The sequence below is a fragment of the Providencia sp. Marseille-Q8014 genome (genome assembly GCF_965112055.1).
In genome coordinates this window covers 2912333-2935381 of sequence record NZ_CBCOPT010000001.1, presented here as the reverse complement: position 1 = coordinate 2935381, position 23049 = coordinate 2912333, and the positions used below count along the sequence as shown (strand labels likewise).

Sequence of the window (23049 nt, the reverse complement as noted above, 5' to 3'; positions counted from 1 at the left end):
GACCGAGGAACTTGTTATTAAGCGCCTGGTTGAGTTACAACTTCAGTTGTACCTTGGATTTCGATTTCAACGCGACGGTCTGGTGCCAGACACTCGATCAGAGCAGCACGGCCTTTAACGTTGTCACATTTGTTACCAGTTACTGGATCTTCTTTACCACGACCTTCAGCAGCGATTGCGCTAGCTGGAACGCCTTTAGCTACCAGGTAGTCAACAACTGACTGAGCACGTTTTTGTGACAGTGGCAGGTTGTAGTTTTGTGAACCGATACGGTCTGTGAAACCAACTACCAGTACGCGACCTTGAGTTGGGTCGATGCTGCTCAGTTCGTTATACAGTTCGTTCAGTGCTTGCTGACCTTCTGGCTTCAGAGTTGCTTTGTTGAAGTTGAACAGAACGTCTGAACGCAGAGTGAAACGTTTGTTCTCAACAACTGGAGCTGGCTCAACAACTGGCGCTGGCTCAACAACTGGCGCTGCTTCTTGGTTGAAACGATATGCTAGACCAACGCTCAGCATGCCGTTGTCTGGACGTACGCCCAAGTTATCGTTATCACCGATGTTGCTCACCCACTGGTAGTCTAAACGAGTCGCCCAGTTTGGAGTGATTGCATATTCAACACCCAGTGCGTATACAGGAGAAACGCCAGTGTCGTTTTCTTTGTAATTTGGTTGACCTTCTTGATGTGCTTTAACATCAGTACGCCATACCATACCACCTAAACGAGTGTAAACGTCTAAGTCATCCATTACTGGATAGCTTAGTTTGGTCGTCAGAGAAACACCCATTGATTTCAGGTCGCCGTTGTTACCAGCACCTTTGTATTTCATTTTACCAAACCAGTCATAACCAAGCTCGAAGCCCATGTACTGGTTGTATTGGTAACCTGCGTATGCACCAGCACCGAAAGTATCACGGTCAGTACTGTTACCTACAGTTGCATTACGATCAACTGGAGTAAAGCTTGTGTCTTCATAGTGAGACCAACCCAGTTTAGCACCGGTATACCAAGTGTTGTCTTTTGGAGCTGCCTGCGCAACAGTTGCGAAAGCTGCTACTGCCACTGCTACTGCGATAGCTGTCTTTTTCATTTTTTACGCCTCGTTATCATCCAATATAGGCATGGCTTCAATGAGCCTTATTATTCGCCATTGGTTTAAAATACTTGCTAGGTTTCGCTGACATTATCTACAAAAATTTATAAAAAGTAAAAAATAATGCCATAACCTTAACAAGCTAAAGTCTACAACGAACTTAAAAAGATACAAGTAGAGCAAGCAAAAATCGTTATAAAAAAACATATTTTAGTGGATAAATCAGAGAGATAAACATAACCTAATTTTAGATTGATTATTATCTATCCCATTGATCTCAATTATTTTTTCTACATTTTTTGAGCTTGTTATATCCAAATGTCAAATTTACTAAGAATATTCTTAATCTTGGCTAGTGATAATAGTTAGAGTGAATTTTTAGGTTATTTAGCTGTCCAGAATGGATACTTGCAATATTATGTGTTTTTTGAGGGCGCATAATAAAGCCAATAGAATGACCTTCTTGAGCCGCGCTTTGTAATCGAGCAAAGTCCTGTTCATTTAATTCAGGAAGCCAGCCGAGTACGACACTGTAATTACCACTCTTTAATGCCTTTTCCATTGCATCTATTGTCGTTATTGACGGCATATTACTTAATTGCATGATTTTATTTATAGGTAAACCAGACTGCTCTAGCCAATGGCGACTCAACTTTTTATTTGGACTCAACCAAAGCAACCAGCGAGATTGCACACCAAATTGGCGCAACATTGGCAGTAGGATGTAATCCATAATAGGATGTTTTTCATCATAAACCAGTTCACTCACCATACCATGCTGCATGGCATCATGGATATGTGGTGTTGAAGGCATGACTTGCGTACTGTGGTTAACAGAATGTTCAGTTGCTTTGTTCCAAGAATAGATAGCCATAATTCACCTCACCAATCAAGCTGTATGAATATACAGTAACTGTATATTCATACAATATCAAGCCTATTTTTTCAAAGCGCTTCGCAACTTTGGTGTTTTTATCTGCAATATTCTTGGAGTTTTAGGCTGTTCATCCCAGAATAGGTTTCTGCTAATTGTTTGTAAAATTAGGATATTTATAGTTTCACATACAAGGATGGAAGTAGATGAATACTCATAAGGAGCTTGGGTGTATGTCTTTACTGGAAAAGAATGATCCTCGATTAGATCAGCTATTAAAACGTTTTGGTGAGTTTAAAAAGAAAAACCACTTTGGTGGATATTGTCTAATCATCGATAGTGCCATCATCGGGTTAACATTAGATGGCCTTTTATATTTACGTGGATGTCTTTTTGCAAGAAGCTACTTTGAATCTATTAAACTTAGGCGGCTAGTGTTTAGCAAAAAAGGCATACCGCTAGAACTGCGTTATTATCAGATCCCTGAGCAGATATGGGAAAATGAAGAGTTATTGCTCCATTGTATTGAGTTAGCTTATCGTTCTGCGATTGAAGAACGAAAACAAAAACAATCAGCGGTATTACGTATCAAAGACTTACCGAATATGAATATGTCAGTAGAGAGAGCATTAGGCAAAATCGGCATTCATAAAGTTGATGATTTACGAGCAATAGGTGCGAAAGCTTGCTTTTTGAAGCTAAAACAGTTGGGGCGATTTTCTCCTAGTATTAAATTACTGATTGGATTAGCGGGGGCAATAGAAGGCTATCATAGTGCTGTTTTACCATTACAAATGAAACAAGAATTGATCAATTGGTATAACAGTGTGGGGTAGGGCTAATTAAGGTGAGATAAACGATGAGAGGGGATGTCACTGTTTCGCCACATTTTGACACCCGCTCATCTGTTTTATTTATCGGCTAACTGACTTAATTTTGCTCGTGTACATAATGATTTGCTGACGTATTAATTTGTATGATCATAGCCTTGATTTCAGGAATAAGCTCCAGTAATAATCTTGCTTGTTCCATAATCAGTACTGTTTTTTCATCATCACTGACGGATATGCTATCAATGCGACGCGTAATACTTTCTCGTAACTGTTCTGATTTCTCTTCGGCTTGAGCGTCCAATGTCAGGATTTGCAATGAGGTTTCTACATAGCAAATAGCATCACTTAAAATCGTGAGGTTATCCTTATTTTGCATCTGCTCTCGATGTGCACCAAGGGCGGAAATATAGCTCAGCAATGTATGGTTAAGGCATAGAAGCCTAAATGCCTGTTCTTGGGTGACTTGATAGGACTTCGGGTCTGATGCCATATTCGAAACAATAGAAGCAAATTCTGCATCATTATTATGGGCATCTCGCCGTGCTACTCGGTATTCAAGGCTATTATCTTTACCTTGATAGTACTGTTGCAAAATCGCATCTAAATAACGGCAATTGCTGTCCATGGTTTTTTGTACCACTTGAGGTAATTGGCGAAATTTCCAATCAGGCCATATAAAGCTCACTGCAAGAAAGGCAATAAAACAACCGATTAAAGTATCAATGACCCGAGGAAGAGCAACCTCAAATCCTTCTCCTAATAGGTTAAAACAAAAGAGAACAAGCAAGGTAATAAATAGGGTTGCTTGAGCATATTGGCTGCTACGGAAAACAAAAAATAGCAAACCAGAAATAACGATTAAGGTCAGCTGTCCTTCCATTGAAGGCACAAAATTTAATAAAGGTAACCCAACGAGTATCCCGATGAGGGTACCGATTATCCGTAGTGCGAGTCGTCGTTTGGTTGCACTATAGTTAGGTTGGCAAACAAATAAACTGGTTAATAAAATCCAATATCCTCTTTCTAAATCAAATAACTGGATAATGAGATAGCCTGTACAGAGTAAGAGTGACATTCTAACGGCATGGCGGAAAAGTGCAGACTTAGGCGTTAAATGATGTTTAAAGCGGGCAATAATATCACTGAGACCTGAAGGGGACTCATCTGATAATTGTTCAATTTGTTTATTATGATGTTGCCGTGAATTCTGTTCAAGGCTAAGCCCACGCAATTGCACGTCAATACCTTTCAAGTTTTTGAGTAAGTTATACAACGCTTTTATTTCATGAATCGCTGGGGAGCGTTGCTTAAGTAATTGCAGTGAGTTTTCAAGGTAAGTGAAAGTACCTTCAAAGCGTGGATTATGTTGATATTGTTTACGCCATAGGACTGATTGAGCGACTTGCTGGCAAGCTCTTGCTTGCATACTCAGTAAACGTTGAAAACGGAATAATATATCGCTGTGGCGCAGGGTGCGACTCAGTTGTTGGTATTGAATGTGTGATGAGCTGGCACGTTCATGGATATCTTGCGCCACAAAATAATATTGCAACGTCGTACGGGTGCCTTTTTGTCCGCGATCACCTTTTAGTCGGCTAAGAAGCGCTATTTTTGCTTGATTCATCGTACTGACTAATGTGCTATTAACGAGTGCTAGCTCGTAGACTGACTGCGGGTAGTCATCTTCCAAATCGGGGTCGAATAGGTTAGCTTTAGCATCAAGATAAGCCGCTAATTGCTGATAACATTGCGTAATGGCATCTTGCAACGGCCTAACTGGAAATAGAATATGGCCGATTAAGGTCAAGACGTTATACCAAATAGCACCAATGAGTAGCAAAGCAGGTTGTTGATACCATGTATCAAAAATAGGCACTCCCAGCATGGTATAGATGGCAATTAATAGCGCACCAAAAGCAATCGTAGCATAGCGTTGACCTAATGCGCCCAATAGAATGAATCCACAGGTTGAAATTGCCAGACCAAAGAAGAAAAGTATTGGATGTGGGAATAACAATTCAATAGAGACGGATGCGATAAAAAAGCAACATAGTGTGATAACTAAGTTTTTTAAGCGGCCAGTTAATCTATCATCGAGATCCGTCAGAGCCGCCGCAACCATGCCTAAGGTTAAGGGAATTGTGACTTTGGGCTCTTGGTTTAATAACCAAGGAATGAGAGTCGTCCCTGTCAGGGCGATTAAGATTCGGATATAATATAAAATATGGCTGTTATATAAAACACGACGATAACTGGTAAGCAGCGTTAACACAAAGTACCTCAAAGGCAAACATTCCCTAGTCTATACTCGTCATATTTCAAGTTGCTTAGTTGTTGATGTGTTTTCAACCTGCAAATTTAAGTGCCTATATAATCTAGTTTTCTTTTCAACACATTGTTGAACATTTTCTAGATGCAACTCGAATTATGTAGAGTCTATATAGGATAGCGTGTTTATGAGTAATAAAAAACTGTTTGGAATCAAGCTACCGTTATTTTCATAATTGAACAACTCAGGTGCAGGATGTATGGAACTGAAATCAACACAGATTGGGCAGCGCCTGGCTCAGCATCCCTATAATCGGGTTCGCTTATTGAATGCTGGCATTGAGGTGAGTGGGGAAAAACATCAATACCTTATACCTTTTAATCAGTTAATTGATATCCATTGTAAAAGAGGCATTGTCTGGGGAGAGCTAGAGTTTGAACTCTCTGATGAGCAAGTCGTACGTTTACATGGTACTGAATGGAAGCAAACTCAACGCTTTTATCATTATTTAAATGATAAGTGGCAGCAATGGAGCCTAGAAATGAGTGAAATCAGTGCTGAAGTCCTGACTTCACTCGCAAAATCTATTCAGCAACAAACTCAACAAGATAGTTGGCTCAACTTACGTGAGTTAGCGTCCTTTCGGAAAAAAATTAGCGAAAAATTTTCGTCTCTCCCTTTGCCATTGGCTCGTGTTAGCCAATTTGAAAACTGTGCTGCCGCTTATCGTTATTGCTTACAGTGGCTAGAAGATGGCGAACGCTGTCGACAGCATATTAATCAACAATGGAGTGAATCAATATTGTCACGCTATGGTGACTTTTTTCAACATGTTGAAACATCACCACTGAACCCCAGCCAATCTCTGGCAGTGATTAATGGCGAAGAAAATATTTTGGTGCTGGCTGGTGCGGGGAGCGGAAAAACATCGGTACTTGTTGCCAGAGCAGGTTGGTTGCTTTTAAGAGGACTCGCTAAGCCTGAGCAAATCTTATTATTGGCTTTTGGGCGTAAAGCGGCTCAAGAAATGAATGAGCGCATTCATGAGCGCTTGCAACAAGAGGATATTGAGGCAAAAACCTTTCATGCATTAGCGCTACAGATTATTCGTGAAGGTAGTAACAAATCACCAGTTATCAGTGAATTAGAAATAAATTCACAAAAACGCAGTGAATTATTACTTAATGAATGGCGCGAACAGTGTAGTAGTAAAAAAGCACAAGCCAAGGGGTGGCGTGAGTGGTTAACCGATGAATTACAGTGGGATGTTCCTGAAGGTGAGTTTTGGCAAGATGAAAAAATCAGTAAACGGGTCGTTACTCGGTTAGATCGTTGGTTAAGCTTAATGCGTATGCATGGTGGCAGCCAAAAAGAGATGATCGAGGCCGCAGATGAACAGCAACAAAGCCTATTTCAAAAACGTATTCGTCTTATGTCGCCTCTTTTAAAAGCATGGAAGAGTGCGTTAAAAGAGGAAGGGGCTATTGATTTTTCGGGACTCATTCACCAAGCAATTAATTTATTGGAGAAAGGGCGTTTTATCAGTCCTTGGAAGCATATTTTAGTTGATGAGTTCCAAGATATCTCACCATTAAGAGCAAAGTTGTTACAAGCATTACGTCAGCAAAATAAGCAGACCTCACTCTTTGCAGTTGGTGATGATTGGCAAGCGATTTATCGTTTTAGTGGTGCAGAATTAGATCTCACAACATCTTTTGAACAAAATTTTGGGCAAGGAGCGCTATGCGCTTTAGATACAACTTATCGATTTAATGAACGTATTGGCGAAATAGCTAATCGCTTCATATTACAAAATCCGACTCAACTCGATAAACCGCTCAATAGCTTAGTGAAAGGCAGTAAGAAATCGGTCATTTTGCTCGATGAAAATGCACTAGAGCGTTTATTAGACAAAATGAGTGGCTACGTTACAGATAATGAAACTATTTTGTGTTTAGCACGTTACCATTACTTAAGACCCGAAATTTTAAATAAAGCTAAAACACGCTGGCCGAAGTTGAATATCGAGTTTATGACTATTCATGCTTCAAAAGGCAAACAAGCGGACCATGTCATTATTTGTGGGCTTAATAGTGGGAAAGATAGTTTTCCAGCGGTGGCGAGAGAATCTATCATGGAACAGGTTTTGCTACCGAAACACGAAGAGTTCGAGTATGCGGAAGAGCGACGATTATTATATGTTGCAATGACGCGTGCTAAACAGCAGGTATGGCTACTTTACCATCCTGATGAGCCTTCAGAGTTTGTGGATATCTTAAAGCAGTTAGGTGTTCCTAAACAGAAAAAACCATAATGGATGATAGGTGCCGGACACGAACTATCCGGCACTGATTCGTTATTTGGTGCGCTCTTGCAAGTATCGTTGATAATCAGGAATAACGACATCAATTTCACCATCAAAGTATGGTGAGGTAATGATAAAGTCTGCTGTTGCGGGGTTGGTCGCAACGGGGATATTCCAGACTGTTGCTAAGCGTAATAGGGCTTTAACATCGGGATCATGAGGAACCGCATTGAGTGGATCCCAGAAAAATATCATCACATCGATCTTTTGTTCAGCGATCATTGCGCCAATTTGTTGGTCACCTCCCATCGGGCCACTCAGCATACCGGTGACATTAAGACCAGTATGGTGACTAATTAGACTGGCTGTCGTTCCTGTCCCAAACAGTTTATGAGGCTTTAGCTGCTCACTATTTTTTGTCGCCCATGCTAATAGCGAGGATTTGCAGTGGTCATGGGCAACCAGTGCTATATTTTTCGGGGTTTTTATTCTACGAGTTGTTGATTCCATGATGTTCCCTTAAAAGTCGCGTGATATCACGCTAAGAGCATTAATAATACTTATTTACCTGTTGTGGCTGGTTGTTATGGAAATAATTAGGGAAATCAATTTATTATTTTATAACAAATGGTTAAAGTGGAATAAATACGTTTTCCCGTATTGCCAGCAACCTTAGCGTGATGGCCTATAATAGAGAAATTGAGTGATCACGCAGGACAAGGTATATCATATTGTGAGTTAATAGTTTACTGATTTTGGGAGATATTTTGATGGATAGTCAAGAAATTGCTGAAATATTACGGCGTGTTAACACGATTGCATTGGTCGGAGCAAGTGATAAACAAAATCGCCCAAGTTATGAAGTGATGGCATATCTATTAGAGCAGGGGTACACCGTGATTCCGGTTAGTCCTAAACTATCGGGTCAAACATTATTAGGGCAAAAAGTATATGAAAAGCTGAGCGATATTCCCCAACCTATAGATATGGTAGATGTGTTCCGTAATGCCGATGCTGCCGTTGGCGTCGCACGGGAAGCCGTAGACGTTAAAGCAAAAGTGTTATGGCTACAAAAAGGCGTTATCAGTGAAGAAGCTCAACAAATCGCTTTGTCTGCTGGTATGAAATTTGTCATGGATAAGTGTCCAAAACAAGAAATTCCGGCATTAGGCTTAGAAAAATAAGCGCCATAACGTAGTAAAGCAGCTAACGCGCTGCTTTACTGTGGATGAACGATAAAGGATTAGTTACGTAGGCGTGGTGCTTGTAATTGTGAACGAATAGATTCAGCTAATTCGTCCATAGAGGGTTGTTCTGGATGGTCATCAGCGGTTTCATAAGTAATTTGAGCTTCTGCCAAATAAGTATGAATAGCTTCGCCATTATCGTCTTCCATAACAACGTGATACCAAGGCAAATCACGTAATGTGCTGTTTGCAGCAATATCATCATCGTCATGCGGTTGTTCGAGCGAGTATTCAGCATCAACATCTACTACAACGCCTAGGTAGCCGAGTAATTTATGTCTAACTTGTTGCCCGATCCCATATTTACTGGTGATCATCATAGCCACCTCCTAAAAGCCTTGCTTATGCTATAACTTTATATCTGGGCAGTGTTCCGCGTTTTCAAGCCAATGTATGGACAATTATTCATAACGCAATACACTGTCTTATATGTAACATGAAAAGCAGTGCCTCGATCTCAGATTATCTGTTCAACGCATAAAACACAACTGTAATAAATAGGTTATTTATAAATAATCTACTGATAAAGGGGGCTAAAAATGACAAAAGCAGCCGGACGTTTGTTTTATATTTATGGCCGTGTACAAGGGGTTGGTTTTCGCTATCAAACATATCATTGGGCTAATCAGAATGGAATAAAAGGATATGTTTGTAATCGCGAAGATGGCAGCGTTGCGCTAGGCATTTACGGCTCAGAGCAAGATATCTGCTTTGTAGAGGAATGGCTTAATGCAGGTGGTCCCCCTGGAGCAAAAATCGACCATTATTTTAGCGAAAACTGGGCAACTGAAAAAATAGCGGATTTTTCAGTCCGCTATTAATTTTAGGGTAATGAGTTAAATGCATTTGACAGGTTTTGGTAACCCAGCAAGTTTCGTGGCTTGCTTTGCGGGACCTTTAGGGAATAGTCGATACAAGTAGCGGCTATTTCCTTTCTCCTCTCCAAATTGCTGTGAAACCGCTTTTACCAGCATACGAATAGCGGGTGAGGTGTTAAACTCTTCGTAAAAGGCACGAACAAAGCGAACAATTTCAAGGTGCTCTTCTGTCAGCGTAATATTTTCTTGCTCAGCGAGAAGAGGGATAAGCGCCTCGCTCCATTGTTGGCTATCAATAAGGTAGCCTTGTGAATCAGTCTCAATTTCTTGACCGTTAAAACGCAACATACAAATTTCTACCTAAACAAAAATAGAGTGCAAATTTAGCAAAAAATAGTCAATAACCCAAGTAACCTGTTAAATATGCCGATAATTTAGCCCAACGATACGCTAAGCGTCTATTTTTATAGCAATTGATAAAAATAAGGGTTTACATCGAAAGCCCAGATGTTTATAGTGCACGTCATTGCGGAGGGGTGGCCGAGCGGCTGAAGGCAGCGGTCTTGAAAACCGCCGATGGGAAACCATCCGAGAGTTCGAATCTCTCCTCCTCCGCCATTTCAACATCTCCTAGCGTTTTCTGAAATCTCCTATTATTCAGTAATAATCCAATCTCCTAACAAAATCTCACGCTAATAAAATCGACTATCGACTTTCTAAATCTCTGCAATTTGTTGTATCGAATTCCCTTCTACAATATTGGTGATTTATAAAGCTAACAGACATGGCAATCAAGCGTGCAAGTCAAAAGCAAAATCCTACACGCTGGCGGATGCCAACGGGCTATCTTTATTAGTTGAAATTAACGGCTCCAAAGGCTGGCGTTATCGCTATCAATTTGCTGACAAAACTAAAATGATATCGTTAGGTATCTATCCTGTTGTCACTCTCATTGAAGCAAGAGCGAAAAGAGACGAAGCACGAAAACAGGTTGCCAATGCTATTAATCCAAATGAATCCAGAAAAGCAGAAAAAGCGACCACCATTAATCAAACTGAAAACACCTTTAAAAATATTGCCCTTGAATGGTATGAGGGCAGAAAGGATCGCTGGTCTGTTGGGTATCGTGATGACATGATGGACGCATTCGAAAAAAGATGTATTTCCTTATATAGGTCATTACCCGATTGCCGAAATCAAACCCATGGAATTACTTGAAGTGCTTTCTATTATGGAAAAGCGCGGAGCAACTGAGAAGTTAAAGAAGGTGCGCCAACGTTGTGGCGAGGTATGGAAGTACGCCATTATCACGGGTAGGGCAGAGTATAACCCTGCACCAGATTTAGCTAGTGCTTTTGTTCCACATGCCAAAACTAGCCTTGCTAGAAAACTAGAGGTTATTGTGCAAAACGAAACCCTCACACTAAACAGTTAATTTGAGCTATTTTTAAGTAATATACTAATAAGTAAATAGTATTTAGTATCAAATAAAATTGCGCATTGATGCCAAAATTGCGCACTAAAACTGCGAACGAAATTGCGAATTTTGCAGTTGGTCATGAAATAGAAATGTAGTGTTGAAGCCTCTTTATGGCTGGCTTTATTCAATGATAGCCTGTTATCAATTGTTATGGTGAGTTGTTGAGAAATATCAAGGTTGTTCGCAGTTTGCTACTTCTTAAAACTTCAGGTTGAACTTAATTATCGCTATTTCATTTTAAGGGAAGTGGACAATATCTTTTGTACCGTTTTGATTGGTGTAATATTGGGTATTAGGTTATTTCTACATCAATATCGGACGATTCTTATATGTCTAATAATTACTATAGTTAGTATAAGATACACTTAAATTTCGTATATATATATGAAATTATTATAATTTATTAATTTTGAGCTATCTTCGATGAATAAAAAAATCTAATTTAAGTCTTATTTTGGTTTCACTGATCTTATTAAGTGGTTGTACCCAGAAACATAGAGATACCATATCAGACATAACTTATGCATTAACGGGTGTCCCTGGTGCAAAGCACAAAAACAATGGGAATAATAACACCACAATGAAATCAAAAGCACAGTTAGAAAGAGAAAAAGAAGAGTATGAATTCAAAAATCGCCGCTAAAGTTGGATTGGTAAATCTATAGATGACCTAATAATGCAAAGGGGCAGTCCTTTTGGAGTTCATAAGAGACAGAATGGGGGCTCTCAATATACCTTTAAGAAAACCCAAAATAGTTCTAATGACCCGTACCTTAATAACCCTCGCTTATGTGTAGATAACTTTATTACCGATAAAAATGGATTAATTAAAGACTGGTCATCTTCTAACTGCCTTTATTAAACAGAGTTCATATAGTTTTTCCTAATCTTTTTTTGTTAGACGGGCGAGTTAGTTAGCTAAAACCGCCCCCTACATGCTTTATAATTAAATGAGTTTTTCTATAATATCCTTGTGACGCTTCCACGCTGAATAAATATCCTTATCCCACACTTTACCGCCTTTCGTTTGATAACCAGCCTCATTAATTCGTTCAGTAATAAGCGCCCGTTATCTATGCCCTCTGATAGTGACCACTTCCACTTTATTTAATGCAAGCACCGTTAACGGGTACCACTCTCGATGATACCCCGGAGCCATATAGGATTTCATATTCGCCGTTCGACTCTCTTTACGACAAATTTCAGAACGGTATACCGTGTAAGGCGGTAATGCTTCTATCTCTTCAGGAAGAATCGCAGTGAAATGAATGTCTTTGCCATTTGTTGGCGACGTAAAGGTGTCATTTTTGCATATCCATGCAAAAAGAATACACTTAATAACGCAGTGAAAGCGGTTTTATAAGACAGAAGATAGCTTTCAAGATTAGCTTCAGGTGATACACGAGGCACCACATCAGAACCATTTATATGACGATAATGAGTAATGTCGGGTAAGCCATTAATCACAGTTATCGAATAAAGCCGAGGTGACCCGTAGGTATGCAAAACTGAATTAAGTCGATGCTCGTCGAAAGATATCATATTTGGGATTTCGGAAGTGCTTTAAACACCTTAGAAAACTCGGTAATGTTGCTAATGCTTCGCGGCAAAGCCCCTATATCTAGGGGCTAAATATATTTTATACCTTTTTGTTATCATTATTTTCTGTAGAAAAACCTAATAATTTTGCCTTTTCTATCAACTCTTCTTTTGCATTTTTTTGTTTAAAATATTTTTTGTGTAATTCAGCAAAGCAATTTGTGTCTTTAGTTTTACATTCGTTCATATCATTAGATTTATCTGATAAGTATTTAATCGTAGATATTATTTGAGCTTGTTTTTTATCTGCTTTCGATGGGTTTTTTAATGCATACTGAAAGGAATTATCAATATCATTTTTAATTTTTTCTTTTGCAACTTCTATTGGCGCACAGTTTTTTAATGTTGGAGAGCCAACAACAACACTGTCCCCTTTGCAATAAAATGCAACCTCTTGATTTTTATCTAAATCTATGGGTATATCTTGATAGTTTTTTGAGAAACTTAGCACTACTCCATGAAACTTATCTTTTGTTTTTAAATGAACTTGAGGGATATCACCAAGTCCAGAATGGATATTATCAACTATTCCGTTAATTATTATGTCTTTTCCTTTGAATTTTTTATCTCCTCTAGCTTCATTTTTAGAATAAACTTCCCTCATATCATGTGCTGAGCTGTAGATCATATTATTTGAAAATAAACTCTCACCACCAGTTAAGCTAGTTTCAATATCATCGTTAATCAGAGAGTTTAATATTTCATTTTCATTACTACTTAATTCAATCGCACTTTCTGAAAAAGCAAATGAAGATAAACCGAAAAAGAGAGGAATGGCGATTTTTTTGAATTTCATAATGACTCCATATTAAAAAATGAAAAACTAAAAGCTAGCACAGACGAAGGTTAAAATGAATTATCTACAACCCCTATAACATCATACCTTCTATGAACTTATCTAGCTTATTACAAACAGTTTCAGTAAAATGACTAGTTATGTAATCAGAGTTTATATACTAGATAAATTCATGTAAACACCGACAAGCAATTTCCTTTTCTACTTCCTGATCAAAGAAAATCAAAATCGATCCCCATGTGTGCACCAAATAATGATCAGTTCAGGAAGCAAAACTATGTCAGGTAATAGGAACCTGATTAGCTGCCCTAACCCGCGTAATTGTTTGTCTAGTTGTTCCAAATTCTTTAGCTATTGAGCTGATACTCTGGCCGTAGCCAATCCTCTTAATAACTTCCTTTTTTAGTCATCGCTCAACGCGAGGGGACACCCAAAATACTTACCTGCATTTTTGGCTCGCTCAATAACTGAATGAGTACGCTCAAGAAGTAAATCACGCTCAAATTCAGCAACAGCAGAAATTACTTGCATAGTCATTTTTCCGGCAAGGTTTATTAAATCAATGCCACCTAATGCTAGGCAATGATCCCTGATACCAGATTCAGCAAACTGCTCTACCGCTTTTCTAATATCCATAGCATTACGCCTAAGGTGGTCGAGTTTAACAACGATTAATACATCGCTAGTTTTCATACGGTCTATTAATCGACTGAATCCCAGTCTTTCACTTGCAGCAACAGAACCGCTGATATGTTCCTCAACTAAACGTTGAGGCATGATGGAAAAACCAGCAGCTTCAATTTCACGCTTTTGGTTTTCGGTGTTTTGTTCAAGGGTTGAAACTCGGCAATAAACAAAAACACGAGACATAATTAAATTGCCTATACGAAATGAATGTATCAATTATATTTCGAGTATGAAATTAACTATACTAGTTTTCGTACATGGTTATAACTATATGTACCAATCCGGCGGTTTCGTACACTATTAATTTAATAACGCATGTGAATTTTGTTTTGTTATTTTTAGCTCTCTTTTCATAATTAGCGTCACCCTAAGGATAGAAATTTATATTTTCATTTTATTTATTACTCTAAAATCAAATAATTCTATCCACATTAGCCCCTATACGATGTCCAAAAAACTATTGTCCTAACATGTCACTAAATCATCAACGTTTAAAGTCACTTATCATGATTTTTTCATGTGATATTTGGTGCTCCCTTTCGTTGATAAGGCCAATTATATATAACCGCCTCGGCTTATGCCTTGGCGGTTTCATCGTACTTATATTTTTTGATTAAATTTGTTGTTGTTCGCGTAAGGCATTTTATTATCTAGTAATTTAAAGCTAAAACTTTCTCTATCGACGTATCCAACAACATTATTTGAATCATATAGCTGAATGAAGAAATCAGCTAATTCCTCGCTAGAATGATATGTACCAAACACCTTATCATAATCATAATATTCTACCCCGTTAGCAACTCGACCAAAATCTGTTTTAGTAGCTGCCGGAGCCAGTAGTTTAACTTTAATTTTAGCGTTTAAGTTTAATAATTCATGTGCCACCCCCTCAGTAAAAGAGCTGACAAAGAATTTCGAACCACAATAGGTAACGGCTGTAGGTACTATAGTGTATCCTCCTGCTGAACTTACATTGATCAGCTGTGAACCATCAATATTCTGGTTATCGCGCACGAACATTAACGATAAAATCGCGAGTGTATTAATATTCAAATTTAATAAAGCTTTTGTATCTTTTATTGGCTGAGAAAATGCTTTCCCATAATACCCAACACCAGCGTTATTTACCCATACTCGAATATCAAAAACTTTCAGCTCTTCATAAAGTGAAATAGCATCATCGATAATAGATAAATCACATGATTTTGTGACAACCTCAATGCCTTCATTAATCTTGCCTAATTCGACTTTCAATTCATTCAACAAGGAGTCTCGCCTCGCTACTGCAATAATATTAAACCCGCGTTCAGCTAATTTTATTGAAATTTCACGTCCAATACCTGAACTCGCACCTGTAACGACCGCATAATGTTTATTTTTCATAACACACCCTCTTTGACAAAAGTCTCAAAATGGTAAAAGATAGAGTTAACTCTAGGTCAAGGAATTTCTAGGTAATACATGAATTATTCAATCAGTCAGTTTGCACAACTAACCGGATTCACCATATACACCCTTAGATACTATGAAAAAGAAGGAATATTGAAATCATCTAGGCAAACCAATAATCATAGGTACTATTCTGAAGATGATATTGAGTGGGTTAAGTTTATTACTCGCTTAAAAGAAACGGGTATGCCTTTAAAAAAGATTAAAGAATACTCGATACTAAGAAATATAGGCTCATCTACCTCACTTGAGAGAATGAATTTGCTGACTGAACACTACGCTAACCTTGAAAAGCAAATTTTATCTTTGAATGAACACTTAAGTAACTTAAAACTTAAGATTCAGCATTATCAAGAACAATTAAAAAATGAATACTAATTGACTTACACGACTAACTCACAAGCACCATATATTATTGTGGATGTGGTGCTTAAATGCTCCTGCTATTTTTAGAGCATTCCACCCACAATCTCTTTATATCATCACGCTTTCTACTGGCATTGTCCGCTTCCCCTAAAATAAGACAGCTATAATTAGAGAAAGATAAAATCGTCATTGATGCCATACAATCCGTTTTAGCTAAATCTCCACAGTCGGGATTCTGGAAATGCTATTTTCGACTGAGATTTCAAGGTTATCCTTTTAATCATAAACGAGTTTATCGCGTTTATTGTCGATTAGGATTAAATCTGAAACGACGGGTTAAAAAAGTGCTTCCGAAGCGTGAAAAAAGACCATTAGTCATAGAGAAAGTCCCGAATATTCAATGGGCATTGGATTTTATGCACGACAGTTTATATTGCGGCAAACGCTTCAGAACCCTCAATATTATTGATGAAGGAACGCGTGAAAGCCGAAAGAGGGTTGCCGAAACAGACCCGAGTCGATAATGGTCCTGAACTCATTTCAGTTAACTTATTGAATTATTGTGAAGATAACCAAATTTTTCTGTGCCATATTCAACTGGGAAAACCGTAGCAAAATGGGTTTATCGAACGTTTTAATGGTTCGTTCCGTCGTGAGTTTTTAAATGCGTATTTATTTGAATCATTAAGCCAAGTGCGAGAATTAGCGTGGTTTTGGCTGCAAGATTATAACCAAAATCGAACCCATGAAAGTTTAAATCACCTCCCACCGGAGGCCTATCGTCAACAGTTAGAAAACGCTAAATTGGTGTGTCTTAATTAAAGGGGAGTGGACATAACGTAATATTATAAAATTGATGTTGCCCTCACTAATGAGGGAAAGATAGATATCAACAATAACGAACTACGGCAAGATTAAACGGGGATGTTACGGGGAGGATTAAGCCGATAACGGTGAGATTACGGTGAGGTTTCTGGCGATCAATTTGACCGTTAGTAGTTACATCAATGAGTTGTGACAAGGTTAGTGGTCACTGTGACCTCTCGCAATAAAAACAATGTGTTGCCACCTCTTACCATTGGTCACTGAAACGATGACCAATGAGCGTTAATCTGGTTTTGTGACTGAATTAAACGTTATCAATTAGTCGTATTTTGATTCCGTCGTTTTAACGGAATTAAGTATAATCAACAGGTTATAGCCACATACAGGATAATCCCGTATCATCATGGTTAAATTAACGTTTCGATCACCTCTGATAATTAGATTGATTATCTATACACACAGAATCCTACCTGAATTATATTTTAACCGATGGCTTATATTGTGATGGTATCAAGATGAATAAACCAAAAATGAGAAAAGCGAAATCAATCAGGATCAACATGTCAGGAACGGTAATAAAAGCCTCTGAGAGAGTTAGAACCGCACAGGTAAAGTTATGGCCACAATGACTATTCAGGCGGAGAGTGATAAGCGTAGCCCGTACCCATTAAATCTAGTGGCATTCAATATTAACGCGCTGGAGCTAATGACCTGCCAGAAAGAAAACAAAGCCACGGTTACAGGTCGCTATGAATGGTTTAATGGTTATCAGCTAACAGGGGCGCAGATAGTTACTATTTAGTATAAGTTACCGTGATGCAAATATGTGTTACCTAATAAATCAATAGGTTATCTATGATGAGCAGCAAGATTGAAACAAAATCACAGCAGGGATTTACGGCAAGGTTAAACGGTGAGTTAACGTAAGAAGTTAAAAGAACAGGCTCTACAGGGATTTAGCAACAGATACGATGCTATTTTTGACTGTACTAATCGTATTTTTTATCAGTGGTGACAAGGGAATGATGTCGATTAAAGTATCAACAATATCACTGATATATTGCCCAAAATCGTTACGTGCTGAATTTTCCACGGATTGCGTCCGGTAAGTGTTGTTCAGTTGCCTAGCTACCTCCGCTACTAGCCTCTGTCGGTCAAGCCTGTATTAATTGCTCTGCTAAATCTCTAAATTAAAGAGGGGATTGTTAGATTGTTATGAAACCAAGAAAACGCATTGAAAAACAGTTGTTTCTATATGCGTTTGAACCTATTACATGAGTGAATTCTACTGGGCTTATAGCGGGAGAGTTAGAAAAGATCACAGATAAAGTCGATCATCATTTTCTACATACTGGCTTCGTTATCCCATCTATCTCTGATGCTTATCACGCAATACTGAGGCGAATCATGAAAGTAAGCATCGTATTGAGAAACTGGAAAGAAACATTCTTCACTCATAGTATAGGTATAATATATTAAATTTTCTTACGTTACTTTTCTAATTGATAACATACAACACAGCATTGAATGCGCTAACATACCTTCTTAAGTTCGTCTTCACTCCAGAGTATTTCATTCTATTACCTTACAATACATTTTATTTCTAGTTCAGCTAGTCTATAACGCTTATTATGCGTATTTATCGCCACATAAGGTAAATTAATAAAAATAATTGCTGGCTTATCCGTTAATCCCTATAATTTGAATAGTGTATTTAGGATATGGTCGTTTAATCTCAGTCTGTCTATCAATCGAATTCATCATTTGATGGGGGGCGGACGTTTTAAAATGGCATTTTTATTAATCTGGATTGATTTATTTGGACAACAATAGATTATTTTAACCTTATGGGCTTTGGGTGACAGCTAAGGGCGGTAGCGTATAAAAATATTAGAAATATTTCATTTTCGAGAGTTGTTGAACGCCTATCTCACCTTCGTGTCGCATTAGAAAAACGAGTTAACATGCCGATTATCTTTGCTTAAAAGGATCATAAAATGAAAATTTACCGCCCATTATGGAATGAAGGGGCATTGCTCTCTCCGCAACAATTTCAACAACAAGCTCAGTGGGAAGACTTTACAAACCAAGGTGTTTCAGGTTTATCCTCTCCCTTTACTTGGGGGATAGAAACAGTGGAACTTGACGAATCGCTCTTGTCGTCTGGTCGTTTACAAGTTCACCAATTAAGGGCATGGTTACCTGATGGGGCATTAGTCGATACGCAAGTCAGTGATATCACTCCTGAGCCCCGAGAATTAAATTCAGCCGCGTTATCTCAAACAGACAGTCTTGTTATTGTGTTAGCATTGCCACTTCTCCAGCAAGGGATCGTGAATGTTCAAAAAAAAGGGGCTTTTTCAGAACGCGCGTTACGCTATCGTGAAGAGTGGGTGAATGTGTCGGACTTATTTGGTCAAGATGATGAATCCATGGCCGTTGCTCGCTTTAATATCGCTATTCGTTTTCAACATGAAAATAATGAAGCTTGGCAAACGTGTCCCATTGCGCGTCTAACTCGTGATGGTCAGGGAGGGTGGATTATAGATAGAAAGTTTATTCCTCCGATGACTCAATTTTCTGCGAGTCGAGAGCTACAAGAACGGTTAGCCTTGCTGAATCGGCAAATACGCTCTCGTTGCCAACGACTGATGGCAATGCGTCGAGAAAGCAATGAACGTTTAGCCGATTTTGCCGTCGCTGATGTTTCTTTATTTTGGTTGTTAAACGCCTTAAACTCCCATGCTAATGTTCTGATGAATTATGAACGCTACCCACAGCGCCACCCTGAAATCATTTGGGCTGAATTGACGCGTCTGGCGGGGAGTTTATTAACCTTTTCGTTAGAGCATGATCTTGCAACCATTCCTGCCTATGTCCATGACGACCTAGAAAATACGTTCCCACCTTTGTTTGACTTGCTCAGTACCTTGTTAGAAACCAGCTTGCCTTCACGCGTGATTGCGCTTGAAATGACGCACCCAGACCCACAAACTTGGCGAGCTTCATTGCATGACCTCAGGCTTAGAGAGGAAGCGGATTTTTATCTGTCTGTTCGTTCTGATAAAACCGCGTGGGAAATTGCCGAAAAATTCCCAACGCTGTGCAAAATTGGTGCGCCTGATACGGTTAATACACTTTACAGTAAAGCATTAAATGGTATTCCACTCACACCGGTTGACCGAGTGCCTGCGGCACTCCCTGTGCGCATGGAAAACCAATACTTTGCGCTGGATATGGAGGCTCCGGAGATGCGTGAAATGTTGGAAGAAGGTGTCTGTATGCTGTATGTGCCATCTTTATTTGGTTTCTTAGAGCTAGAACTGTTTGCGGTATTACGCTCATGAACCAATACATCGATATCGATAAACTCATGGCAAAAACCTGGTTGATGGTGACCCAGCTAAAATACGGTCGGTATGACCACGATTCAGAGTCCCTTTACGATACGTGTTGTCAACAAATTGATGTCGTAAAAAGTGCATTGGGCCAAACAAAACTAGCTCCCGAGAATATTGAGCACATTATCTATGCACAGTGTGCATTATTGGATAAAACCGCGATGGAACTATTGGCTCGGGGTGATGAAGAAGGTGACGCATTCTATGCTTGGCGAGTTGCCCCCTTACAAGCGCGCTATTTTTCATCGTTGGATGCAGGGGAAGCATTATGGGATCGTATTCGCTCAGTGTTGGGGCAGGCTCAACCGAACGATGCCGTATTAACCTGCTTCCATCGAGTCTTAATGCTCGGTTTTAGCGCCCACGAGGCTACAACTGAAGCGCTAAGTCCCGAGCGAAAATTATTAATGGATAAACTGACTGCACAGATATCACCGCCGGAGTCTACTTTGCCGTTAGTTATCCAGTATCATCAAAAATCCAGTCTAAAATTGATGCGCTCTTTCGGGTTTTGGAGTGCATTGTTGCTTATTGGTATTACCGCCATCACTTGGGGCGGTCAAACATGGCTCAATCAATTGTTGTCAGTAGTGTAATCGCCTCGTCTTTACTTTCACTTCGTGTCCATTTCTGAGGGAATAGAATATGCCTAATTCAGTCATCAATGCATTAACACAAACGGTGAAGAACGCAGTTTCTCACGCCCGTTATCATTTAACGGTTCAGGACTGTTCTGATTTCTTAGATGTACTGAGCTTTGAATCTGAAGAGGCCCTCAGTCAACCTTGGCGGTATGAAGTGACAGTAACGTGCAGCAATGCACATATCACTCCCGAGCAGATGTTACTGAAGTCGGGGGCCTTTACCTATCAAACGTCATTATTGCCCAGTTTTCCTAATCAATCGGTACGAACGGTGTATGGGATTATCAGTGAATTCAAACACCTGAAAACGTCTACGGATGAAACGCGGTACAGCTTGATATTAATGCCACGTATTGCCTTACTTCAGTACACCAAACGCAGTGAAGTGTATTTAAATCAATCGGTCACGGAAGTGGTTGAAAAAGTACTGCGCCGTCATGGTTTGGAGGGGGCAGACTTTGAGTTTCAGCTTTCTCGTGAATATCCGGTCAGAGAACTGATTACCCAGTGGCGGGAAACGGATTTAGCCTTTATTCAACGACTTCTTGCTGAAGTCGGCATTTATTGGCGTATGGAAATGGACACTCAATTAGAATTGGATAAAGTGATTTTCCATGACGCCCAAGAACACTACCAGTTTGGCGTCTCACTGCCTTATCGCCATGAATCAGGTATGAGTGACAATGGGCAAGACAGTGTCTGGGGATTGCAAATTTCGCATCAGGTGGTTAGTGAGGGGGTCGCAACCCGTGATTATAACTACCGTCAGGCATTAACGCCTCAAGATAGCACTGAAGCAATTTCAGGGTTTGAGGGAGTCACTACAGGGGAAGTGTACCACTATGCGGAACCTTTCTTGAATGTCGGTGATATTGATACCCCAGAAAGTGGTGCCTTTTTTTCTCAACTACGCCATGAACGCATTCTTAATGCCCAATCGTGGGTGTCGGGGCAGTCGACCAGCCCAATGCTGGCGCCTGGTCAAGTCTTAGAAATGACTGGTGTCTTTCCTCAGCTGGCGAAAGACGGTGTGTTAATCACCCATGTTCGCCATCATGGCGCTCGAGATGCTAGCCTTCAGGTGCAGTTTACCGGGCAACTCTACCGTGAAACCTTATGCTTCCGACCTCCTTTACTCCCTCGGCCTATCATTGCCGGAACATTGCCCGCGCGAGTAGAAAGTAGCGAAAAAGGCGATACCTATGCGTGGCTCGATGAATTCGGGCGCTATCGAGTGAAATTGGATTTTGATAGAGAGTCGTCTGAGGCGGGATTTGCTTATTTATGGCTACGTTTAGCCAAGCCTTATGCAGGTGATACCTATGGATGGCATGCACCTTTATTGGATGGGACTGAAGTGTCGGTGCAATTTGACGGTGGTGACCTTGACCGACCGTATATTGCTTATGCGCAGCATGACTCTGAACATCCCGATCACGTAACACGCGATAATCATACCCGCAATGTGCTGAGAACCCCAGCCAATAACAAACTGCGCATGGAAGATAAGCGTCAGGAAGAACATATCAAACTGGCGACGGAGTATGGCAAGACCCAACTCAATCTAGGTCACTTGGTTAATGCGCAGCGAGAACAGCGCGGAGCAGGGTTTGAATTACGTACTGACGAACACGGTGCAATCCGCGCAGGAAAAGGGGTGTTTATCAGTGCAGATGAGCAATCAAAAGCTCAAGGGGATGTACTGGACATGACCCAAGCGGTGCAGCAAATCCAGCAAGCTAACCAACAGATGCAAACATTGTCTCAAACAGCGGAAAAAGCGAGTGCACTCGCCGCAGATGTTCAATCGCAAATCGACCTCTTAGATTCTCGTTTACAGCAGTTACAATCCGCCGTGTTACTTGCCAGTGCGCCGCAAGGAATTGCATTAACGTCTGGTGAACACCTTCAATTAAATAGTTTAGGTAACACGATGGTTAACGCAGGGCAGCATCTTGATATGGGCGCGATGCAAAACTTATCCGTCGCTGTTGAAAAAGCATTAGGGTTATTTGCACACAAAGAAGAAGTGAAAATCATTGCAAACCAAGGCGCTGTGGAAATCAGTGCCCAACACAATACGATGGAGTTGTTTGCCCAGCAGCAAATCACCATCACCAGCAGCGAAGATGAAATTGTGATATCGACACCGCAAACCCTGACCCTTAACGGCGGCGGCTCATACCTAAAATTGAGCGGACAAGGTGTTGAACATGGTTCATCAGGCGATTACATCATCTAAGCGGCGAATTATGTGGTGCCAGGCTCGGGGGCTGATATCGCATGTGAAACGTTGCAGTTTGATGTGACGGATATTGAAACACAGAAGTTAGTGTCTAATCGCGCATTACATGATTAATCA

General features: G+C 39.9%; 17 protein-coding genes, 1 tRNA gene and 5 pseudogenes. 12 read left to right on the top strand and 11 right to left on the bottom strand.

What is annotated here, in order from left to right:
- Nucleotides 1-17 precede the first annotated feature (17 nt).
- Nucleotides 18-1091, bottom strand: coding sequence for a porin OmpA (gene ompA / locus ACWPW6_RS13010; RefSeq protein ID WP_163862600.1), 1074 nt, complete (start codon nucleotides 1089-1091; stop codon nucleotides 18-20).
- A 355-nt stretch (nucleotides 1092-1446) separates the two neighbouring features.
- On the bottom strand, nucleotides 1447-1968 hold the full coding sequence (gene sulA, locus ACWPW6_RS13005) for an SOS-induced cell division inhibitor SulA (protein ID WP_154623222.1): 522 nt from the start codon (nucleotides 1966-1968) through the stop codon (nucleotides 1447-1449).
- A 206-nt stretch (nucleotides 1969-2174) separates the two neighbouring features.
- Here sulA and ACWPW6_RS13000 point away from each other — a divergent pair, with 206 nt between their 5' ends.
- Nucleotides 2175-2804, top strand: a complete 630-nt coding sequence (locus tag ACWPW6_RS13000) for a TfoX/Sxy family DNA transformation protein (RefSeq protein WP_154623221.1) — start codon at nucleotides 2175-2177, stop codon at nucleotides 2802-2804.
- A 94-nt stretch (nucleotides 2805-2898) separates the two neighbouring features.
- Here ACWPW6_RS13000 and yccS read toward each other — a convergent pair whose 3' ends face one another.
- The gene (yccS, locus tag ACWPW6_RS12995; protein ID WP_249999117.1) at nucleotides 2899-5073 is read right to left on the bottom strand and encodes a YccS family putative transporter; all 2175 of its coding nucleotides are present in this window, start codon (nucleotides 5071-5073) and stop codon (nucleotides 2899-2901) included.
- Nucleotides 5074-5329: 256 nt separating this feature from the next.
- Between yccS and helD the strand changes: the two genes are divergently transcribed.
- The gene (helD, locus tag ACWPW6_RS12990; protein ID WP_154623219.1) at nucleotides 5330-7384 is read left to right on the top strand and encodes a DNA helicase IV; all 2055 of its coding nucleotides are present in this window, start codon (nucleotides 5330-5332) and stop codon (nucleotides 7382-7384) included.
- Between the two features lie 42 nt (nucleotides 7385-7426).
- Here the strand turns inward: helD and ACWPW6_RS12985 are convergent, their stop codons facing one another.
- Nucleotides 7427-7885, bottom strand: a complete 459-nt coding sequence (locus ACWPW6_RS12985) for a methylglyoxal synthase (RefSeq protein WP_154623218.1) — start codon at nucleotides 7883-7885, stop codon at nucleotides 7427-7429.
- A gap of 260 nt (nucleotides 7886-8145) precedes the next feature.
- On the opposite strand from ACWPW6_RS12985, the gene ACWPW6_RS12980 reads away from it, so the two are divergent.
- The gene (locus ACWPW6_RS12980) at nucleotides 8146-8559 is read left to right on the top strand and encodes a CoA-binding protein (protein ID WP_154623217.1); all 414 of its coding nucleotides are present in this window, start codon (nucleotides 8146-8148) and stop codon (nucleotides 8557-8559) included.
- Between the two features lie 59 nt (nucleotides 8560-8618).
- Here ACWPW6_RS12980 and hspQ read toward each other — a convergent pair whose 3' ends face one another.
- Complete coding sequence (gene hspQ, locus ACWPW6_RS12975) at nucleotides 8619-8942, bottom strand: heat shock protein HspQ (RefSeq protein ID WP_195848159.1); 324 nt, start codon at nucleotides 8940-8942, stop codon at nucleotides 8619-8621.
- A gap of 219 nt (nucleotides 8943-9161) precedes the next feature.
- Here hspQ and ACWPW6_RS12970 point away from each other — a divergent pair, with 219 nt between their 5' ends.
- Nucleotides 9162-9443, top strand: a complete 282-nt coding sequence (locus ACWPW6_RS12970; RefSeq protein ID WP_154623216.1) for an acylphosphatase — start codon at nucleotides 9162-9164, stop codon at nucleotides 9441-9443.
- 15 nt (nucleotides 9444-9458) lie between these two features.
- Here ACWPW6_RS12970 and tusE read toward each other — a convergent pair whose 3' ends face one another.
- On the bottom strand, nucleotides 9459-9788 hold the full coding sequence (gene tusE / locus ACWPW6_RS12965; protein WP_154623215.1) for a sulfurtransferase TusE: 330 nt from the start codon (nucleotides 9786-9788) through the stop codon (nucleotides 9459-9461).
- 182 nt (nucleotides 9789-9970) lie between these two features.
- Between tusE and ACWPW6_RS12960 the strand changes: the two genes are divergently transcribed.
- Nucleotides 9971-10058, top strand: a tRNA-Ser gene (locus ACWPW6_RS12960).
- A 151-nt stretch (nucleotides 10059-10209) separates the two neighbouring features.
- Nucleotides 10210-10824 (top strand): annotated as a pseudogene (locus ACWPW6_RS12955) (tyrosine-type recombinase/integrase); the annotation flags it as partial.
- Between the two features lie 1332 nt (nucleotides 10825-12156).
- Here ACWPW6_RS12955 and ACWPW6_RS12950 read toward each other — a convergent pair.
- From ACWPW6_RS12950 to ACWPW6_RS12935, 4 genes and pseudogenes are all read right to left on the bottom strand, one after another.
- Nucleotides 12157-12462 carry a hypothetical protein gene (locus ACWPW6_RS12950; protein ID WP_249999115.1) on the bottom strand — a complete coding sequence of 102 codons (306 nt, stop codon included), beginning with the start codon at nucleotides 12460-12462 and terminating at the stop codon, nucleotides 12157-12159.
- A gap of 97 nt (nucleotides 12463-12559) precedes the next feature.
- Nucleotides 12560-13315, bottom strand: a complete 756-nt coding sequence (locus ACWPW6_RS12945; protein WP_454209819.1) for an OB-fold protein — start codon at nucleotides 13313-13315, stop codon at nucleotides 12560-12562.
- Nucleotides 13316-13595: 280 nt separating this feature from the next.
- Nucleotides 13596-14185: pseudogene (locus ACWPW6_RS12940) on the bottom strand (recombinase family protein).
- Between the two features lie 417 nt (nucleotides 14186-14602).
- Entirely contained in the window at nucleotides 14603-15385 is a 783-nt protein-coding gene (locus tag ACWPW6_RS12935; RefSeq protein ID WP_154624581.1) for an SDR family NAD(P)-dependent oxidoreductase, read from the bottom strand.
- 78 nt (nucleotides 15386-15463) lie between these two features.
- On the opposite strand from ACWPW6_RS12935, the gene ACWPW6_RS12930 reads away from it, so the two are divergent.
- The 3 genes and pseudogenes from ACWPW6_RS12930 (at nucleotide 15464) to ACWPW6_RS12920 (ending at nucleotide 17444) form a co-directional block, all read left to right on the top strand.
- Complete coding sequence (locus ACWPW6_RS12930; RefSeq protein WP_249999112.1) at nucleotides 15464-15829, top strand: MerR family transcriptional regulator; 366 nt, start codon at nucleotides 15464-15466, stop codon at nucleotides 15827-15829.
- A 158-nt stretch (nucleotides 15830-15987) separates the two neighbouring features.
- Nucleotides 15988-16639: pseudogene (locus ACWPW6_RS12925) on the top strand (integrase core domain-containing protein); the annotation flags it as partial.
- A 619-nt stretch (nucleotides 16640-17258) separates the two neighbouring features.
- Entirely contained in the window at nucleotides 17259-17444 is a 186-nt protein-coding gene (locus ACWPW6_RS12920; RefSeq protein ID WP_231131865.1) for a hypothetical protein, read from the top strand.
- Nucleotides 17445-17588: 144 nt separating this feature from the next.
- Here ACWPW6_RS12920 and ACWPW6_RS12915 read toward each other — a convergent pair.
- Nucleotides 17589-17826: pseudogene (locus ACWPW6_RS12915) on the bottom strand (GTPase family protein); the annotation flags it as partial.
- Between the two features lie 813 nt (nucleotides 17827-18639).
- On the opposite strand from ACWPW6_RS12915, the gene tssK reads away from it, so the two are divergent.
- The 3 genes and pseudogenes from tssK (at nucleotide 18640) to ACWPW6_RS12900 (ending at nucleotide 23046) form a co-directional block, all read left to right on the top strand.
- Nucleotides 18640-19989, top strand: coding sequence for a type VI secretion system baseplate subunit TssK (gene tssK / locus ACWPW6_RS12910; protein ID WP_247047771.1), 1350 nt, complete (start codon nucleotides 18640-18642; stop codon nucleotides 19987-19989).
- Nucleotides 19986-20639, top strand: a complete 654-nt coding sequence (tssL, locus tag ACWPW6_RS12905; protein WP_196714075.1) for a type VI secretion system protein TssL, short form — start codon at nucleotides 19986-19988, stop codon at nucleotides 20637-20639. The genes tssK and tssL overlap by 4 nt, the downstream gene beginning before the upstream one ends.
- Before the next feature lie 49 nt (nucleotides 20640-20688).
- Nucleotides 20689-23046: pseudogene (locus ACWPW6_RS12900) on the top strand (type VI secretion system Vgr family protein).
- Nucleotides 23047-23049: the final 3 nt, after the last annotated feature.

Coding starts and splice junctions, on each gene's coding strand:
- ACWPW6_RS12980 (WP_154623217.1), top strand. CDS start 8,146: ATGGATAGTCAAGAAATTGCTGAAATATTACGGCGTGTTAACACGATT.
- ACWPW6_RS12920 (WP_231131865.1), top strand. CDS start 17,259: ATGGCCACAATGACTATTCAGGCGGAGAGTGATAAGCGTAGCCCGTAC.
- tssL (WP_196714075.1), top strand. CDS start 19,986: ATGAACCAATACATCGATATCGATAAACTCATGGCAAAAACCTGGTTG.
- tssK (WP_247047771.1), top strand. CDS start 18,640: ATGAAAATTTACCGCCCATTATGGAATGAAGGGGCATTGCTCTCTCCG.
- ACWPW6_RS12935 (WP_154624581.1), bottom strand. CDS start 15,385: ATGAAAAATAAACATTATGCGGTCGTTACAGGTGCGAGTTCAGGTATT.
- ACWPW6_RS12930 (WP_249999112.1), top strand. CDS start 15,464: ATGAATTATTCAATCAGTCAGTTTGCACAACTAACCGGATTCACCATA.
- sulA (WP_154623222.1), bottom strand. CDS start 1,968: ATGGCTATCTATTCTTGGAACAAAGCAACTGAACATTCTGTTAACCAC.
- ompA (WP_163862600.1), bottom strand. CDS start 1,091: ATGAAAAAGACAGCTATCGCAGTAGCAGTGGCAGTAGCAGCTTTCGCA.
- hspQ (WP_195848159.1), bottom strand. CDS start 8,942: ATGATGATCACCAGTAAATATGGGATCGGGCAACAAGTTAGACATAAA.
- ACWPW6_RS12970 (WP_154623216.1), top strand. CDS start 9,162: ATGACAAAAGCAGCCGGACGTTTGTTTTATATTTATGGCCGTGTACAA.
- ACWPW6_RS13000 (WP_154623221.1), top strand. CDS start 2,175: ATGAATACTCATAAGGAGCTTGGGTGTATGTCTTTACTGGAAAAGAAT.
- ACWPW6_RS12950 (WP_249999115.1), bottom strand. CDS start 12,462: ATGATATCTTTCGACGAGCATCGACTTAATTCAGTTTTGCATACCTAC.
- tusE (WP_154623215.1), bottom strand. CDS start 9,788: ATGTTGCGTTTTAACGGTCAAGAAATTGAGACTGATTCACAAGGCTAC.
- helD (WP_154623219.1), top strand. CDS start 5,330: ATGGAACTGAAATCAACACAGATTGGGCAGCGCCTGGCTCAGCATCCC.
- ACWPW6_RS12945 (WP_454209819.1), bottom strand. CDS start 13,315: ATGAAATTCAAAAAAATCGCCATTCCTCTCTTTTTCGGTTTATCTTCA.
- ACWPW6_RS12985 (WP_154623218.1), bottom strand. CDS start 7,885: ATGGAATCAACAACTCGTAGAATAAAAACCCCGAAAAATATAGCACTG.